At 50.4% G+C, this 17836-nt stretch carries 13 protein-coding genes; 6 read left to right on the top strand and 7 right to left on the bottom strand.

Features of this window, described 5'->3' with window-relative positions; genetic code table 11:
* Nucleotides 1-224 precede the first annotated feature (224 nt).
* Nucleotides 225-1706, top strand: a complete 1482-nt coding sequence (locus PGW97_RS05745) for a right-handed parallel beta-helix repeat-containing protein (RefSeq protein WP_273859197.1) — start codon at nt 225-227, stop codon at nt 1704-1706.
* Here the strand turns inward: PGW97_RS05745 and PGW97_RS05740 are convergent.
* The 5 genes from PGW97_RS05740 to PGW97_RS05720 are packed head-to-tail and all read right to left on the bottom strand — an operon-like array spanning nt 1692 to nt 7091.
* Complete coding sequence (locus PGW97_RS05740; RefSeq protein WP_273859195.1) at nt 1692-2453, bottom strand: hypothetical protein; 762 nt, start codon at nt 2451-2453, stop codon at nt 1692-1694. The genes PGW97_RS05745 and PGW97_RS05740 overlap by 15 nt on opposite strands.
* A 2-nt stretch (nt 2454-2455) precedes the next feature.
* Nucleotides 2456-3475, bottom strand: coding sequence for a glycosyltransferase family 2 protein (locus PGW97_RS05735; protein WP_273859194.1), 1020 nt, complete (start codon nt 3473-3475; stop codon nt 2456-2458).
* Entirely contained in the window at nt 3468-4436 is a 969-nt protein-coding gene (locus PGW97_RS05730; RefSeq protein ID WP_273859193.1) for a hypothetical protein, read from the bottom strand. Before PGW97_RS05730 ends, PGW97_RS05735 begins: the two co-directional genes overlap by 8 nt.
* A complete protein-coding gene (locus tag PGW97_RS05725) occupies nt 4426-6195 on the bottom strand; it encodes an arsenate reductase/protein-tyrosine-phosphatase family protein (RefSeq protein WP_273859190.1) in 1770 nt (589 codons plus the stop codon). Before PGW97_RS05725 ends, PGW97_RS05730 begins: the two co-directional genes overlap by 11 nt.
* A 23-nt stretch (nt 6196-6218) precedes the next feature.
* A complete protein-coding gene (locus tag PGW97_RS05720; RefSeq protein ID WP_273859189.1) occupies nt 6219-7091 on the bottom strand; it encodes a GNAT family N-acetyltransferase in 873 nt (290 codons plus the stop codon).
* A gap of 471 nt (nt 7092-7562) precedes the next feature.
* Between PGW97_RS05720 and prsT the strand changes: the two genes are divergently transcribed.
* From prsT to PGW97_RS05705, 3 genes are all read left to right on the top strand, one after another.
* The gene (prsT, locus tag PGW97_RS05715) at nt 7563-10331 is read left to right on the top strand and encodes an XrtA/PEP-CTERM system TPR-repeat protein PrsT (protein WP_273859187.1); all 2769 of its coding nucleotides are present in this window, start codon (nt 7563-7565) and stop codon (nt 10329-10331) included.
* Between the two features lie 189 nt (nt 10332-10520).
* On the top strand, nt 10521-11258 hold the full coding sequence (locus PGW97_RS05710) for a S1 family peptidase (RefSeq protein ID WP_273859186.1): 738 nt from the start codon (nt 10521-10523) through the stop codon (nt 11256-11258).
* 14 nt (nt 11259-11272) lie between these two features.
* The gene (locus PGW97_RS05705) at nt 11273-11686 is read left to right on the top strand and encodes a VanZ family protein (protein ID WP_047884163.1); all 414 of its coding nucleotides are present in this window, start codon (nt 11273-11275) and stop codon (nt 11684-11686) included.
* Nucleotides 11687-11785: 99 nt separating this feature from the next.
* On the opposite strand, the gene PGW97_RS05700 is transcribed toward PGW97_RS05705, so the two are convergent.
* Together PGW97_RS05700 and mlc are read right to left on the bottom strand one after the other, a co-directional pair.
* Entirely contained in the window at nt 11786-12487 is a 702-nt protein-coding gene (locus PGW97_RS05700; protein WP_273859184.1) for a PEP-CTERM sorting domain-containing protein, read from the bottom strand.
* A 177-nt stretch (nt 12488-12664) separates the two neighbouring features.
* On the bottom strand, nt 12665-13879 hold the full coding sequence (gene mlc / locus PGW97_RS05695) for a sugar metabolism global transcriptional regulator Mlc (protein WP_273859183.1): 1215 nt from the start codon (nt 13877-13879) through the stop codon (nt 12665-12667).
* A gap of 269 nt (nt 13880-14148) precedes the next feature.
* Between mlc and queE the strand changes: the two genes are divergently transcribed.
* Together queE and PGW97_RS05685 are read left to right on the top strand one after the other, a co-directional pair.
* Nucleotides 14149-14817 (top strand): 7-carboxy-7-deazaguanine synthase QueE, encoded by a 669-nt coding sequence (queE, locus tag PGW97_RS05690; protein ID WP_047884160.1) that lies wholly within the window; start codon nt 14149-14151, stop codon nt 14815-14817.
* 160 nt (nt 14818-14977) lie between these two features.
* Nucleotides 14978-17794: a hydrogenase expression protein HypA gene (locus tag PGW97_RS05685; protein ID WP_273859179.1), complete on the top strand. Its 2817-nt coding sequence runs from the start codon at nt 14978-14980 to the stop codon at nt 17792-17794.
* Nucleotides 17795-17836 lie beyond the last annotated feature (42 nt).

Below are 17836 nucleotides of genomic sequence, written 5' to 3'. Positions count from 1 at the left end.
TTGTTAAATATTTCAGCTCGCTTTTCTTTCATAATGCCTCCGTTCGAAAGAAACAAATTGCTGAATTCATGGTGAATGTCGGTCAAGCCATTTCAAATAAGCATGGCACAGAACAAAAGAACCCCCAATTTAATTTCTAGTCACTAATATTTTTTTGTGCCCTGTCCATATCTCAGCCCATACTTATGCAAGAACTGACAGCATGCGTATCAGGGATTTGATATATGAAAGCATTCTTTAAAAAATACCTGCTGGTTTGCGGGATTCTTGCCAATGCCACCTTTCTGTATGTCGGGTATAAAGCAGTAACCACGGTATTTTTGGAAAGCCCCAGTTTTCCTCAAGCAATACATTCGCTGTCTGCTCGGCTACAACCCCACATCCCCCTGGCCTCTTCGTTGCTGAGCGGGTTCGTCAGTAATGTCACCGCTGCAGATTATTTTCCGGCAACGTTCATTCCCGAAATAACCCCTGAGCGCTGGCCGACTGTCGGCCCGGCGACAACCTTTTCCACAGACGAATTCCAGCCACGCGAAACGGTACGCGTGAGTGACGCCAATGCATTGCTGCTAGCGATAAAACAGGCTCAGCCCGGGCAGGCTATCGTGATTTCAGATGGCGAATACCGACTAAGCGGCAAACGCTTTGCCATTAGCCAGAGCCGCCCGACAGCCTCCAATCCGATCTATTTACGCTCTGAAACACCGGGAGGGGTAACGCTCAAACTCGATTCACTGGAAGGCTTTATGATTGATCAGCCTCACTGGTACATTGAAGGCATCAACTTTCAGGGTATCTGCGCGCAACATTCCCGCTGCGACCATGCCTTGCATATTGTCGGGGCAGCCAGCCACACCATAATTCGTAACAACCAGTTTTATGATTTCAATGCTGCGATTAAGGTCAATCAGCTGAAAGGACAGTTCCCGGATTATGGCATTATTGAAAGGAACCGCTTCGGCATGCATCAGCCACGAGAGACCAATGCCTCGGTAACCCCGATTAATCTCGACCATGGCAGCGGCTGGAAAGTCAGACAAAACCTCATTCATGATTTCATCAAGACCGGTGGCAATAAAGTGAGCTACGGGGCTTATATGAAAGGAGGCTCACTGCACGGCGTGTTTGAACAGAATCTGATCATTTGTAACACCAGTCAGACCCAGTATCCCGGAAGTCGGGTTGGCCTTTCTTTCGGCGGTGGCGGTATGCATCAGAAACAGCGCCGGGATCAGGCTGAATTTGAAGTCAGTCAGGCGGTAATGCGCAACAATATTATTCTGCATTGCAATGATGTCGGGATATACAGCCAAACGGCTAAAGATGTCACGATAAACAATAATATTCTGTATCACACCGCGGGCATCGATGTACGTTTTCCTCAGTCAAAGGCCGAGGTGTACAACAATGTCATGAACGGAAAAATCCGGGAAAGGGACGGCGCACTCAGCCATCAGACCAACAACTTCATCGCCCCGCTGTCCTACTGGACAGGCAAGAATTCCCTGAAGGCGGTGTATGCCGCGCCAGAGTCCGGTGATTTTACCCTGGTGAACCCGGAACCCCTGTTGGATCATTCCGTGAATGCCCGTCGGAGCGCAGGTAACTTTTCCGATTACTGTGGCAACCCCATAAAAAATGGCACCGCCTACTTGGGTGCCATTTACGACAGTGCCCGTTGTTTTCAGCCGTCACGCCTTCCATGAATGCTGGATGAGCTTTTCACGGCAGAGATGATAGGCATCCTGACAGCTCATCAACAACTCATTGTCCAAGTCGAGAACAGAGCTATCCGGTGATTTTTTCACAATGACGCCTGCATGGATGTTTTCTGAAGAGTCACCGGCAAACCGGTGGCCGGTTTTTTCAAACTTACGATACGTGGCTTCAAATGCACGATCGATTCCCAAAAACTCTTTCATCTCGCCAAGCACGCGTTTGGGATGTTGGATAATGTCGTCCGCATCGTAGTAATAATAGTTTTGGTCATTACCAAGGCTGAGAATTAGATCAGTAATATAACGCACCCGGTCCAGGTAATATTGCGCGGCCCCTTTTGGCGATGCACAAGGATGTTCCGGATTTTTCTCACTGTACAGCTTCACAATACTTTTGATTGTCGCCTTCGGTTCCCGCAGCGCTACCAGCAGCTTAACATTATCCCGACACAAGACGTCGCGGCTTGTAAAATGTTCATTATGAAGCACTTTATCAAAATAAAAATCGGTTACCGGCTCGGTCCTGTTCTGCTCATGAAACAAAAACTTTTGATTAATCAGACTTTTCCAGCTGTAGTACCCAATATGCATTTCGTAATAGCCGGAAATGTCTTCATGGCTGCCAATCAGGTGCCCGACCAGACTGGTATTGGCACGCATATGGCTGATTAACAGCACATGCTGTTTAGGGGCGAGAAGCCGCACTTTTTGTATCGCGTCTTTTAATGCTTCCATGATCAAACTCCTTTTTCGCTCAATACCCATTTGTCCTTGCGCTGAAATAGTTTCCGGCATGAGAGGTACACAGAAAAAAGCAGCCACTTCGCCGTGAATCTGGCTGCCAGTCCCTGCCACGCATAATATGCCGCGCGGTGAGCATCGCGTTGTTGATGCAGCGTTTCCGCAATGACTTTCAACTGAACACTCTTGCCATACAGGCAATATTCAACCATCGCATCGTGTTTACTGCTGATAATGCCCTTGTCATAAATTCGCAGCTGAAAGAGCTTCTTCTCCAGCGTAGAAACCAATGTCGACACGTTATCCGCTTTCGATTTGTCCGGAATGTTGTGGTAGGCCATAAAACGGGGGTCAAAGTAGATTTTCCTGGCGGCGTCAATCGCACGGATATATAAATCACGATCACTTTCGTACCGCAGGTTTTCATCAAATCCGTTAATCTGGTGAAAAAACGCCTTTTTATAAACAGAACAATTAAGGTGCGCAAAACCATCGCTGGTAATCAACTGCTCCAGCGTGACAGGGTAAGCGCTCCCATCTGGTTGCTCTGCCAGCTCCAGCGAATCCCGGAGATCCTCGATCCAGACAGAGCCTGTTTTCTGCTCTCCATTAGAGAAAAACGCTTTCTGATTCGAAAAATATAAGTCTGCCTGCGGATCGTGTGTCAGGTTTTTATACACTCGGCTCAGATAGCCGTTGTCCGTCCAGTAATCATCATCGTCCAGAAAACAGATATATTCACCACTGGCGATAGCAACACCATGGTTACGTGAATAGCTTGAGCCATGCCCCTGCTGACGCTGTACCAGCGAGCAAAAACGCACACGCGCATCAGCCTGAGCTACAATCGCGTCATAGTGTGGCAAATACTGTTGATCGCTTCCGTCATTGACGATAACAACCTCAAGCGCGGTAAAGTCCTGCTCTAAGACGGATTTCAATGCCACAGCCATTAGGTCTGGTCTGTTTCGCGTGGGGATGATGACAGAAAAAAACGGAGATAGTGTGTTAGGCATAACATCCTCCATGATGCGCAAGGCTGGCTGGTAAAAACATTTCGCTGTCGGGCAACCGGTTAAACCACTCGATAAAGTCCAGTGTCGTAGCGCGGAATGTCTGGTATTCATCCGCCGACGAGACATAAGGCGTCATCCCCGGCTTTACGGTTGGCGAATGAAACGACAACACCAACTGGTGGTGACCAAGCTTTAACTGGTGTCTGGCAGCCGCTATTAAATCTTTCAACGGCACCCCTTCCGGTGACAAGCGGTATGTTCTTACCCCAAGCATTTTACGTACCACTCTGGTCGTGAAGTCCTGCCCCCTCAGTAACGTGGGATGATCATTCAACGTTTTACTTGCCCAGGGAAACGCTGACATGCGGCTGCAGGTATGCGGCAGATACGTTATCTGATCTTGTTGGAACATACGGTTGTTGAACGTACTGAAGTCCGGCCCTTGTTGATGGGTAAAATTACTGAACGCACTGATGCTCAAATCCACACGGTAGCCCAGCCGTTGCAAAATACACCGCGTATTCGGACCAATGCCATACCGGCCAGCCAGATAAGTAACCGGAGATAAACCGGTTTCCCGTTTTATGGCATGAGACAACACCTGAATTTTTTCAAATTCCAGTTCAGCCGATAAGTTTCCGGGATAGGATTCCAGCTCACTGGCCACACCATCTTCCCCGGTCTCCAGATAGGGCGGATTCACCCAGGGATGAAGATGGGCAGCAAACTCAATCGCCTCGCCAGCCTGATCACGGAAGGTATTAATAACCTGCTGACCACCGGCACTGGTGACAAACGGGTAATCCATCGCAAGCGTCACTTTTGCGCCGATTTGCAGCATTTCCCGAATTAAAACGATCAGTTCCTGATGGTGAGTCACGCTGTCATTGAAGCGACAGAATCCTCCGTTCCAGTCAAACTCTTCTTCGGCATGAATCACGACAGCCAATTTAGCGCTCATAAGCCCCTCCCTTGCTGATGATGTCTTTCGATAAGCGTGAAATACACTGCTCAATCTGACGGTAACAGTTTCTCACGCCCTCCAGTCCCAGCCCGTACGGGTCGGCGACTTCACCGGCGGTCCGGTTCCAGAACGGCTGTAAATCACTCAGATAAAAAGCATTGGGTACGTGATAGCTGGCAGTGATGACGGCATGGTTCTTTTCATCAAAAATAAACACCACGTCGCTGTCTTCCAGATCACACTGCCTCAGGCATTTGGAACGATGATCTTCAAGGTTGTAGTTGAGTTGTAGCGCGGCCTGTCGTGCCTCCGCCGGACTTTGCCTATCTTCAGGGGTGTGAAACCCGAATGATTCAACACCACTGCCGGTATTCAGCTGTTCGACCGCCTGGCGGCAGACCTGTTCAGCAAAGGGGCTGCGCATGATGTTGCCGTAGCAAACAAACAGAATCCGGCGGTGCGGATTGCTCCGAAATAGCTTCTTCAGCCGGTAACGCGTTATCAGACAACGTCCTTTCAGCAACACCGGGAACCGTCGGGTAACCGCCGCGGCCAACTCAGCACCAATTTTCACGCCTTCCCGGACAAAAGGGAGTGGATCTGTCAGCGAGAAGCTGTCAATTTTCTCTTTACCCAGCAGAAGCCGGTGGCCATCTGCCAGTCGGGAGAACAGCTTTTTCAGCACACGGGTTTTGCCGTGGCAACTGGCCATTTCCCGACGCAACTCGTACAAATCTGCCGTCAGTGCACGGGCATAGTAGCCACTCCGATAATGTGTTTGATCATCAGACGGCAAAGTGCCCATCATCAGGTAATTGGCATACCATGCCGGGAAGTCCATCCCGCAAAAAACAGCCAGAGGAAGTGAGCCCCAAAAACGGGCATTCACTTCAACCAGGATCCATGCCGATGGCTGCTCCTGCTTTTCCGGTAATCCGCGGCGAAATTCGAACATCGCCACCCCGGTAAACTGCGTGGCCTGACACATGGCCTCGACGGCGGCCAGTTGTTCGGGGTCATTGGCAATACTCACCCGGTAAGAGCTGCCGCCTCCTCGTTCAGGCTCTGCCGCACGGCGATGGGAAAAAGCCGCATGCACCTTGCCGTTAACCGCAAAGACGGAAACACCTTCGCCAAAACCGGCAAAAAACGCCTCCACCATGACTGGCTCAGAGCCCGCAGCCAACTGTCCAAATTCTTTACAGTTGCTGACGATAGCTACATTCTGACGACGACTTAATGCCTGCTCTTTAAATGACTGGAGCGGTTTAATCACAAAGCGCTCGCCAAATTCTTCCGCCAGTGCCTGATAAGACGAATCAGCCAGATTCACCAGCTTTCCTTTTGCAACCGGTACCCCACACTCCAACGCTGCCTGCTTGGTTTTCCACTTATCAAACAGCACCTCCATCGCCTGCTCGTTAGCAACGGCAAGGCGTGTGTGTGCCGGCAGCTTTTCTCTGTTCTGCCATAAGGGATACATAGCCCGCTCGTCGCACGGCAGCACAATGTCGAACTGGTAGCGCTCAATCAGGCGAAATACGGCTTCCTGCCATTCCTGTTGTGAGTAAGCCTGGTAGTTGTAAAACTTCGCAGTCGTAATGTATTTGCTCGCCAGTGCCGGACTGGTTCGATCAAAGCAAACCACATGAACATCATACCCGGCCTTACCCAAAGACCGCACAACAGACAGGAAGCTGCGAGTGTCATCACCAAGTACTAACGCTCTGAATGGATGTCGTTCTGCCCGGTTCATACCTCACCTCTTACAAATCCCTGTTAATCCGGATGCGATGCGCTGGATTGCTCGTCTGTCACAAACTGCTGCTTGATGGCACGCAGGGTATGTTCCAGTCGGACACGCAGTCGGTTCTGACGGATGTGGTAAATTGCCAGCTCGGTTTCGTGGTTGGCGAACGTTTTCTTATATCTTGAAAAGCCACCCATGAAATCGTATCCGTCAAAACCCTGTTCAAACGCATCGTTAATCAATAAGTAATGAGAAACTAAGCCCGGTTTGCTGTGGCAGCCTTCTATCTCATAGTTCAAGGCACAGAGATAAAAATACACCTGATTCTGCCAGTGAAAATTGTACATAACCGATATCAGCGTCTGGCCTGCCATCACCTTGTAAATAGCGACAGAGCCGTCTTCAATGCCCCGAGAGATCAGGGTCTGATGAAATTGCCTGAAGCCGTCATTCACAAATCCGCTCTGACCGGGCTGGCTTCCCCATCGTTTTATATGCAATGGACGCGCCAACTCAAAAAAGCACAGCGCGTCTTTGACCGTAAGGGCTTGGGTGACCGTCAGCGGGCCAAGGGATTCATACTCACGCAGGCTGCGACGAATCTGATACCGGGCGCTGCGGGAAAGCGCCTGCGAAGGGGTCAGGCCTTTGGCCCGGTATGCCGTAAAATCCACAGAGTACGCGCTTGTTGCCCAAATCTGATGACGATCCAGATCGGGGGTAGCACATGTGAACGTGTCCCGGTAGCAGGCGCCAACAGATAACACCCCGTCACCGACCACTTCTGCCATCAAGGTGGCCAGCATTTTTTCCCGAACTGCATCTGCGACTGCTGGTTCCAGCAGAAAGTCGTTATATTCGATCCAGATTTGATCCAGCGAATCATCGCCGGTTCGGTGCAAATAATATTGCTTTGCAAAATGAAATCTGGACGGACGTCCCTGAGGACTGACAATGACCCCCAGCCCGACCGTCCTGCCCTCAATACGGGCTTCAATGACGTAAAAGTGGCGTACGAAGCAGTCAAGCCAGCAACCGATCCAATGCCATGATAAAAAAAAGACGGGATGGCACCGCTCTTCAAGGCTCTGCCACGCGTGTTGCAACCAGGTACGATCCGGCGATAAAAACACCTCACAGGATATGGTACTTTTTTGTGGCTTATTCTTAACGCACGTACTCACCGGCCTGTCCATTGGCACCTCTGTTTTACGAACTCGAAAACGGGCACTGCTTATCCAGCAGTTTCCTCATCAAGCATAGCAACTGGGCTGCAAGAGTGATCATTGATTCTCCGGCCATTTCTCCGCTCACGGTGAAATCTGAGTCTATGATTGTTGATGAGGTGTTTTTTTGTCATGGACGGGATATCAATGAGCAAATTCATCACAAACCGAAGTTTATCGACTATCGCCGGCTGCCTGATGGCAGTTTCAGTAGCGGGTTGTAACGACATTGACCCGGATACCCATATTGCAAATGCCAAACAATTCATTACCAAGCAGGAATACAGTGCTGCCATCATCGAATTGAAAAATGCGATTCAGCAGTCTCCGCAATTGGGTGAGCCACGGTATTTACTGGGTGATTTGTATTTACAACGCGGAGATTTCTCGGGCGCTGAAAAAGAACTGCGGCGGGCCCTGAAATACGGTGAAAATCCCGATTTGATTGAGCCCCTTCTGGCTCGCGCCCTGCTGGGGCAAAGTGACTTGCTCTCCCTGAATGAACTAAGTACCCAGGCAAAAACCCAATTGAGTTCAGCCTTGGCCGACATTCATGCCATCCATGCCATGGTGCTGTTGCAACATGGCGAGAAAGAAAAAGCCAAAGCGGCGCTTAATCTGGCAATGGAAGATGATGCCAATGATGGCAGCCTTTACACCACGCTGGCTTATGCCGGACTGCTGGCCGAGCAATCACGGTTAAACGATGCGCTGGAAATCTTGTTACAACTGACTCAGCATTTTCCCAAAAACAGCGATGTATGGCTGACAACTGGCCACATTCAGATGGCCAGCAACCGATTCAGCCGTGCCGCAGAAAGCTATTTGCAGGCTGTGACGCTATCGCCCCAGGCGAAACACTATATGCTGTTTCTGGCTCAGGCTCTGGTCAGAGACGAGCAGTACACCAAGGCAAACACTTATGTTGATGAAATTCTGACGGTATCCCCTACCCACCCTCTGGCCAACGAGCTGAAAGCCAGTATCGATTATGCCAACGGCAATTATCAGGATGCGCAAAACCATGCTGAGCTGGCGATACAAAATGGCTCACAAAGTATCGGGGTGTTTGTCATTGCCGGGGTAACCGCATACTCACGTAATCAGTTTGAACAGGCCAACGAATATTTCGCCCGAGTCATTCCCTTTGTCGGAAAAGATCACCTGATCAACCGCCTGTACGCCTCAACCCAGTTCAAACTAGGCAACATGGACGGGGCACTGGAGACGCTGAATAACTTTGACTTATCACTCAAAGAAAACAATGAATTTGTGAATCAGATGAGTCTGGAGTTTGCCAAAATCGGCCGTCGCACAGACGCACTCAGCCTCGCATCCAAAGCCAGCACCGACACACAAAATCAGTCCCTCACGTTAAGCCTGATGCAGTTGGCAAATAAAGAAGCTCAGGGTGTCACTCATCTTCAGAATATCCTGAAAGTCCAACCGGATTTACCCGAGGCGAATCTGGGTCTGGCGTATTACTACCTTGAGCAAGGTGACATCGTTCAGGCGGAGACTATCGTCAATGACTGGCTGAGCACAGAACCTAATCAAGTCAGTGCCATCATCATGAAAGGCTACATCGCCACCAAGAAAAAAGATTACCCCCTCGCCGCCAAACAGTTTGAGCGAGCTATCGGACTCGAACCGAAAAACCTGACGGCATTGCTTTCCCTTTACAAGCTGGAAATGCTGACCGGAAAACCTGAAGATGCCTATCGCCATACACTGGCTCTGGCTGAGCAGTCTCCGGAAAACTTCGTGATCGCCAGGAACCTGTTCCAGTTTGCGACAGAAGCCAAACTGCTGCCGGAAGCGCTGGCTTTTTATGAACAAAAAATCAAACAGTCGCCCAATGACGTGCCGCTGAAAATGATTCTGGCGCGTGGTTATGCCAGCCAGAATGACTACTCAAAAGGTCTGCAGGTTCTTGAGAGTCTGACTCCGGTACAACAAAGTGCCGAAAGTTTCAGTCTAGCTACCCTGCTACACTTCAAATCCGGCGATTACCGAAAAGCGCAACTCGCAGCAACTGAATGGCTAAAACGCGACCGGCTTAATCCGGATGCGTATATCAGAACCATTCAGCTGAGTGAGATGAACAAAGAGTATGACACAGGGATCAAAACAGCCTCACAAGCCGAAAAACTGTTCGTAGACCAACCCGGCTTTAACCTGATGAAAGTCGGTTTGCTGCTGAAAGACACTCAGTATCAAGCTGCTCAGGCCATTCTGGATAAACAGAATGATGCCGTAAAAACCACTGCCTATTATTTACGTCTGCAAGGCGAGCTTTATGCCCGTAACGGGCAAACGGCTCAGGCTGTGGATGTACAAAAGCAGCGTTACGAGCGTTACCCCAGCATCACGACCGTCAAAGACCTCGCTCTGGCTTACGATGCAAACAAACAAACTCATGATGCCGTCAGGGTACTAAAACAATACATCACCCAACAAGGCGAAGCCGCTCAGCCTCTGGTGCTGGTACTGGCGCAGCTACAAGTCAAAGCCGAACCTGACGCCGCCATTGCCAATTACAGGGCCATTCTGGAGAAAGAGCCTAAAAATGTTATTGCGCTCAATAACCTGGCCTGGCTGTATATGAATCAGAACGATTTTGCCAAAGCCTGTGAACCGGCGAGCCAGGCCTTTGAGCTGGCGGGCGAGTTTGCAGAAGTACAGGATACTTATGGTTACTGCCTGCTGAAGTCCGGACAGACTCAGTCTTCACTTGAGCCCCTGAAAGCAGCGTACCAGAGCAAACGGGCCAGTGTTGAAATCGGGCTTCACTATGCTGAGAGCCTGATTGCCAATCACCTGCCGGAGAAAGCCAAAGATATACTGAATACCGTAGAGGCAACCTCGCCGGAACATGTTCAGCAGAAAAATCAGCTGATGGCACAAATGCAATAATCAAACGATTTCAGGCACACCGGACGCACAGTGCTGCCACTAAAACCGACAGTGGCAGCCTGAAAAACCTTGGCGGGTATGCCTGCAATCATGGCCGGGGGCTCTCCTTACCGAAAGGTCAATGCCATTAACAGATTTCTAACCAACACGAGCCACAGCTGATGCTGTGGCTCGTCATATGGAGGATTCATGTCAGGACGATTCTTATTGTGTCTTCTCTGTTGCTTCTCGGCGTCAGTTTTCGCCGACCTGCCGGATACCATTGCACGTATAAAACCGTCCATCGTGGGTGTCGGTTTTTATGATAAAGCCGCCAGCCCCCGAGGTCAGTTGTTTGGTACCGGCTTCGTGATCGCCCCGCAATTGGTTGCCACCAATGCGCATGTCGTCAACCCTTCCCTATTGACCGGTAAGCGGCAGTTTGTTGTCTTTATCGGTACCGGCCGCAGCCCGGAGGTACGCACCGCAACTGTCATTAAACGGGATACCCGGCACGATCTGGCTATTCTGAAAATTGCCGGTTCCCCCTTACCCGCGTTACGTCTTTCTACTCGCCCGGTTCGGGAAGGTGAGCGCTATAGTTTCACCGGTTTTCCGATTGGTGCCATTCTGGGCCTGTACCCGGCAACGCATCAGGGCATTGTTGCCAGTATTACCCCCATTGCGACGCCCGCCAATCATGCCCGGGAGCTGACCGTGCAGCAGCTAAGGCAACTTAAAAAGCCTTATGACGTCTATCAGTTTGATGCAACAGCCTATCCAGGAAACAGCGGCAGCCCGGTTTATCACCCGGAAACCGGTGAAGTCATTGCCATTATCAATAAGGTCTTCGTCAAAACCAGCAAAGAGTCCATGCTCACTGACCCCAGTGCAATCACTTATGCGATTCCGATTCTGCACTTAATTACCCTGAAGCAAAGCCTTTGAGTGAGTAACCCGAGATGATGACATTCACCCCCTTCCAGCGAAACAATCTGGCCTGGTTCGGTGCCGTAGCCAGCACACTCTTTATTGCCTACATTTCGCTGGTGCCCGCTCAAAATGAGCCCGAGTTCGCCGATTTGCAGCAATACGGCATTCTCTTTCTGGATAAAATTTTACATCTGATCGCCTATGGCGGCCTGACGTTTCTGTTTCTGTGTACGTCACAACTACGCCGTTACCCCAGAGCAACCTGTCTGGCACTGATTCTGTATGGGTCATTGCTTGAGCTCACCCAGGGCCTGTTACCTCTGGGGCGCGAATTTTCGCTGTTTGATGCCCTCGCTAACGTGCTGGGCGTACTGATCATCGGCAGCGCATTTCTCTACCGGCAGAAAAAACAAAAAGCCAGACGTCTACTTTCGTCTGGCTAATCAGGTGGTACTCGCGGGTCATCCGGTTTGTCGTTGACTGCCAGGGTTGACCTCAGACAACCCCATAACAGGCAGGCAAGAAAGCCCCAACTGTCTGAATTACTGTTTTCTGCGTTTCATCCCCGCGAAGCCCAGTAAACCCGCACCAAACAGGAACATTGAAGCGGGTTCTGGTACTGATACCATGCCATATGAAACGTCGTAGGCTTTACTTTCTCCATCAGGATTGAAAATAAATTCCAGGGCAGAAATGTCCGTAAAATCGGTGCCACCAAAAATAGGATCACTGAAATCGATATAAACGACCCCAGGTGCTGACGATGTTGTCACCAGATTCGCTGAGTTTGTTGAGGCACCGCCTCCCCACCAAGTGTTGATGCGGATGCCTAAATCAAGGTCCTGAGACAGCACTTCAAACAGGAAACCGCTGCCGTTTAACGCAAAGTTTCTGGAACCTAAACCCGCTGCGTTGATATTTGGTGAGTTATCTGTACCATCATACTGAACAGACACAGTCGCGGATGTCAGAGTGTCAACACTCACAGAAAGAAAACCACTGCCGACAAAAGCACTGGCCCCTAAGTTGTTGTTGGCCACAGAGGTAACATCAACGAGAATATCCCGCTCTTCACCCATCAAAACACTATCTGGCCCTGTTACAGAAGTGGATAGGCTACCGACACCGTTTACCTCAATCTTTGCTTGATCAACGCTGAAGTCATCAATAATCAGTTCTGCATTGGCAGTGCCAGCCAGGAACAGTGTGGACAGTGAACATGCTAAAAGAGTTTGCTTAATCATGAGTGTTTCCCCCGATATAGAATCACTCACTACTAAGCGAATTGTGTGCCAGTTATTAACTTACTGTTTTTACTGGGTTTTATATTCGTACGGTTTATCAGGTGTAAAAGATACCAACACTTTGCAAACCATACTGTCAGGAAAATCATGCAACGAAGGTTTAATGAACAGGCGACATTATCCCTCAATCAACTTCATCAGCAGGTGACCGTCATACATGGCTTGCTTCACCAGCGCCGCACCGGGCATCGTTGCCTGAGTGTAAAAGCAGCTTTCTTCAATCATCAGATCACGATTATAAACCGGCAGTGACTGCGTTCGGACACAATCCATGATAGCCGGATACAGCACTTCTTTTGCGCGGTTAAACTCTCCGCCGATCAGAACTTTATCGGGGTTAAACAGGTTGACCATAATTGCAATGGCCTGTCCCAGGTGATGACCAAGCTCAACGATGACCTGGCGAGCCAGACTGTCACCGGCAACCGCGGCGTCACAGATACCCTCGATTGTCAGCACCTTGCCGTGAAGCGTGGACGGGTGCCCTTCGCGAAGTCGCTGTTCCACTTGCTCAAGCACCGCTTTCAGGCTGGCCACAGTTTCCAGGCAGCCATGGTTTCCGCAGAAGCAGCGTTTACCATAGGGCTTTATCTGAATGTGGCCAAGCTCACCCACATTCCCGATACGGCCCGATAACACCACATTATCCAACACAATACCGGCACCCACACCATGGTGGATAGAAATCAGTATCGAGTTCGCCACATCTCGCGAATTCCCAAACAGTTTTTCAGCCAGCGCCCATGAACGGGTGTCATTGCCGACAAACACCGGCAATCCAGTAGCCTCATGAATCGCGGGACCTAACGCCAAATTATGCACATTGTAGTGCGGCATTTGCAGTACGGTGCCGGCTTCCGCATTCACCAACCCCGGCAATGAAACCGCGATCGCTGTAATACGATCCAGCTCATTCACATGATTGGCAAAAAAGGTATGAATTTCGGAAATCAGCTTTTTCAGGACTTCATCCTGCTCCAGCACATCCACATCCTGACGTTCTTCAATCAGGATATCGCCCCCCAGCTCATGCAGTGCGATGGTCAGATAGCCACGCCCCAGTCGGATAGACATAAACTGCCACCCTTCATTGGCCGGCATCAGACCAATCGCCGGTCGCCCCCGGCTGGCCGCTTCTTGAATAGCGGTTTCTTTTATAAGATGAGCATCAATAAGCTCACGGGTAATTTTCGTGATACTGGCCGGTGCCAGCTGGCTGCGCTTTGACAGTTCAATCCGTGAGATAGGGCCAAGCTGATCAATGAGCTTGTAGACGCTGCCGGCATTGTTTCTCTTGATATGATCGATATGACCAGGCTGAGCGACATACATGCCTTAACTCCTGAAAAAATGTAGATATAAAGATGAACAATTGAATTTTTTTACTTTGCGAAGTAATTGTGAAGCCGAAGTTTCATGGGACGTGACAAGAGTCACAGGGAAATCGAAATCAATCAGTGAAAACTGTATGCCGCTTCATATTTCCCTCAAAATGGTCGCGGTTAATTCACCACCAAAATTTATCTACTGGAAGACAGCTCACAGCTTTTTTGCCATAATGCCGCGGTTCAACTCCTGTTCAACTCACCACGAGGTTTGCGGTGTACAAAATTAACGAAGTCTTTGAAACCATCCAGGGCGAAGGTGTCTTTACCGGCGTACCGGCCATTTTTGTCAGACTCCAGATCTGTCCGGTGGGTTGTGCCTGGTGCGATACCAAACAGACCTGGTCGGCAGAGCCGCAGGATCATGTTTCAATTGCTGAGATCATGGCGAAAAAAGGCGACTCTCCGACCTGGACTGAGCTGGATGCTCAGGGCATTGTGAATCTGCTCCATGATCAGAAATACACCGCGAAGCATGTTGTTATCACCGGTGGTGAGCCATGCCTGTATGATCTGGTGCCTTTGACCGAAGCACTGGAGCAGGCCGGTTTCCGTTGTCAGATTGAAACCAGCGGAACATCAGAAGTGAAGGCCACAGCCAACACCTGGGTAACCGTGTCGCCAAAAATCAACATGAAGGCCAAACTTCCTGTGCTGCCAAGCGCACTGGAGCGGGCTGACGAAATTAAGCATCCGGTTGGAACAACCAAGGACATCGAGCAACTCGATGATTTGCTGGCTGGCAAAAATCTGAAAACAAACGTCAGCATTGCGCTTCAGCCAATCAGCCAGAAGCCGCGTGCGACCGAGCTGTGCATTGAAACCTGCATTGCCCGCAACTGGCGTCTGTCCATTCAGACCCACAAATATCTGGCGATTGCCTAAGCCTCTGATCTGCACCACCCCATCACCTTCAAGCGGTCGTCTCACTTTTCGGACGGCCGCTTATTCTTTGAGACACCTTCCCCCTCTTAACAATGGCTAATTTTGTCCTATCTATACTCAGCAAAAAACCAATAGTCATAATCATTTGTGGGGAAATATTATGCGCAGCTATCTGGGATACTGCTTCCTGACGGCTTTCGCCCTGCTTCTGACCGCCTGTGGCGGAGGTGGAGGTGAGACACCCAATCCTGTTGCGGCTCCGGCCACACCGGTAACGACCGACTTCAGAGTCTCTGTCGATCTGCCTGACCAAATGACTCTGGCTCAGCAACATTCACTGTCACTGCTTCCTCAGGCTTACGCCAACGCAGTGAAAGATCTGACAGAACAAAATTTTGCCGCAGTCTGGCTGGACGATAAAGGTAAGGTGCTGGAATCCATCGAGCTGACCGACTGGCAGACAAACGGTGAAGGGATTTATACGTTTACCGGCGATACCAAACCCAGAGTCAACGCGGTACTGCTGATTGATCCGGCGGGGATCCCCGAATTCACCTTGGGTGAAGCACTGCCTGAGGGTCTTTATATGACTCCATTGGCCAGCGAACGCCTGACGGTCACGCTGGAAACATCGATGACTTACTACGCCCTGACCAAACGCATCGTCAAAGACGGCAACTGGGGGGTATTTACTGAGGTGTTTACCGATGCGCCGCAGGGTAAAGTGCTGTTTGCGCTACAGGACATCAACAACATGGCCCTGGATATTCGCGATACCCTGTTCCCCCAAATCGGCCTGGAAGGCATGACACTGAAAGATCTGATGCAGCTTTCTATTGTCAAATCCATGACCGACGGTCGTATTGAGCGCTTTTATACCGAGCAGGATGCTGCGCTGGCAGATATTAAGGCCATTCTGAGCGACGGTTACTGGCAGGTTGCCGCTGGCAGCAGTAACAACGGTACTGTCCTGATGTCGGACCACACCTCGTATAACGGTTCACAGACCGAAGTGGCAGAATTCCGCTGGAAAAAAAGTGGTAACGAAGACATTAATCTGAGTGAATTTTTTACTTATCTCAGCGGCTCAACCGCATTCGGGACAGAAGATGTCACACATCAGGTGCTTACCTCTCAAGGCTGGACCGGGCTGTTCAGTTACTTGAAAGTCATCCTGGCGACTCAGAGAACCGCGATGCTGACCGATGCCGGGCTGACGAAAGATGATAAGTCGGGAATTTCCCTGGAGGCGAATGTCTATTCGTTGTCAGGAAAACGGATCCACGATTTTCTATCGAGCCGGGAAAATCATTTCATGACCCGCTATATCAAGGATACTGCGACGTTTGATGAAAATGCCTCAGGCTTTTATTTCACCTGGCGGCCGGAAAAAGAAACGTACCTGCTGTGTGACACCACCAACGACAAAGACACCTGCCGCGTTTACTCCACACAGCTGCCGGATACCGCCTTCACCAGTCTGGATGACCTGATCACTGCTCAGGCCAATGCCGGGCCAGAGTTTGAATCCGTTAACGGCTTTAAACTCACCGATAACGTGGTCGTAGAAATTATTGATGACGGTCTGTTTACCGTCCGTTACTGGAGCAACATTGCGGTCGATGAATGGGTGGTTCAAGAGCAAGGTGTCTGGTCTCCGGTAACGATTGCCGGCAAACAGATGATCCGTTTCGATGTCCCCGATGTCATCAAACAACTGTCTGATAACTACCGTTTCAACAGCCTGGCACTGTTCCTGGTGGTTGACCGCGGATTCGTCAACATCGGCGAAACCCTGCTGGATGGTGAACAGTTCCACTACTCCGGTTTTGATAATGATGCGAAAGATCAGATCTTTGCCGCTGCGACCCGGGACAACCTGCCCGCCTTTGACGACTGTATCTTTGGAAATACCGCACTGGCAAATGAAGACCTCTTCCTCAACGCGGTAACAGAGTGTGGGGGTGACGAGCACTTCACCACTCAGGGCGTCAGTGATCTGGTCGACAAAACCCTGGTACAGATTGCCGAAGATGGTGAGATCACAGCTCAGATCCTACGCAGTGATAATACCTGGGAGTTTTACCGCCACACCGAACCTGTCAGCGGCAGTAACCGCAGTTGGGCACTGCTGGATAACAGCTACCTGAAAATGCTGGAAAATGCCGATACCCCGAATTCCTTTGAGTACTGGGCGAAGACCAACTATGACTATGCCCTGCGGGTTATGGCGATTAAGCAGTACATCCATCCGGATAACGGTCAGCCTGAGGAAACGGTCATTACAAACTTCATGGCCCGTGAGTATCAGGCCGATCAACTGGCCGCCTGTACGACCAATGATTCCGGCTGGGATCAGACCACCACTACACCGATGGTGAAGAAAACTCAGGAGGAGTACCAGACTCAGGCCGCATCCTGTAAACAAGCCTGGTATGGCCGGGTGCCGCGGTTTACGGAAGCCTTGCTGGTTGGCCAGACCGGTAACCTGAGTGACGACAAAGCCCTGACGTTCGCCAGCGATACGTCACGGTACCTCAAGCTGACCGATAACTTTTCCGGTGACTACTTCCTCGGCAGCTATGTGGACTCAGACGGTTGTGGCTTTAACTTCGACATCCGCTGGAAACTGGAAGATGACGGTACCCTGTACTACGAAGCCATTGATGGCTCAATGAAGGAACGGATTCAACTGTCAGATACTGACGGCCTGAAACTGGCCATCAAAGCCTTTAACCACCAAACCCGTTGGGAGACCGATGACACGTTGCTGTACGGGGACAATGAAGGGGAAATCTGGAGTGATATCGTCACGCTGATCGATGCCAGTGAAGTACCGGACGTGGTGCCCATTGAAGCACCGGAGACCCCGCCACCAGCGGAAGGCGAGCCTCCTGCTGAGCCGACCGGGCCACCAGCCGGGACCATTTTAAATGACGGCCAGACCTGTGCCTTTACCGACCAGCCAGCAGCCTGATAAAAATACCTCATGGGAATAACACCTTTCTTATTCCCACAG

Origin of the sequence: Photobacterium sp. GSS17 (assembly GCF_028621875.1) — a bacterium.
Classification (GTDB): domain Bacteria; phylum Pseudomonadota; class Gammaproteobacteria; order Enterobacterales; family Vibrionaceae; genus Photobacterium; species Photobacterium ganghwense.
This window is presented reverse-complemented; position numbering and strand designations above follow the sequence as displayed.

What these genes read in the sequence shown, in the direction of transcription:
- PGW97_RS05745 (WP_273859197.1), top strand. Translation starts at nt 225, where the DNA reads ATGAAAGCATTCTTTAAAAAATACCTGCTGGTTTGCGGGATTCTTGCC.
- PGW97_RS05740 (WP_273859195.1), bottom strand. Translation starts at nt 2,453, where the DNA reads ATGGAAGCATTAAAAGACGCGATACAAAAAGTGCGGCTTCTCGCCCCT.
- PGW97_RS05735 (WP_273859194.1), bottom strand. Translation starts at nt 3,475, where the DNA reads ATGCCTAACACACTATCTCCGTTTTTTTCTGTCATCATCCCCACGCGA.
- PGW97_RS05730 (WP_273859193.1), bottom strand. Translation starts at nt 4,436, where the DNA reads ATGAGCGCTAAATTGGCTGTCGTGATTCATGCCGAAGAAGAGTTTGAC.
- PGW97_RS05725 (WP_273859190.1), bottom strand. Translation starts at nt 6,195, where the DNA reads ATGAACCGGGCAGAACGACATCCATTCAGAGCGTTAGTACTTGGTGAT.
- prsT (WP_273859187.1), top strand. Translation starts at nt 7,563, where the DNA reads ATGAGCAAATTCATCACAAACCGAAGTTTATCGACTATCGCCGGCTGC.
- PGW97_RS05710 (WP_273859186.1), top strand. Translation starts at nt 10,521, where the DNA reads ATGTCAGGACGATTCTTATTGTGTCTTCTCTGTTGCTTCTCGGCGTCA.
- PGW97_RS05705 (WP_047884163.1), top strand. Translation starts at nt 11,273, where the DNA reads ATGATGACATTCACCCCCTTCCAGCGAAACAATCTGGCCTGGTTCGGT.
- PGW97_RS05700 (WP_273859184.1), bottom strand. Translation starts at nt 12,487, where the DNA reads ATGATTAAGCAAACTCTTTTAGCATGTTCACTGTCCACACTGTTCCTG.
- mlc (WP_273859183.1), bottom strand. Translation starts at nt 13,879, where the DNA reads ATGTATGTCGCTCAGCCTGGTCATATCGATCATATCAAGAGAAACAAT.
- PGW97_RS05685 (WP_273859179.1), top strand. Translation starts at nt 14,978, where the DNA reads ATGCGCAGCTATCTGGGATACTGCTTCCTGACGGCTTTCGCCCTGCTT.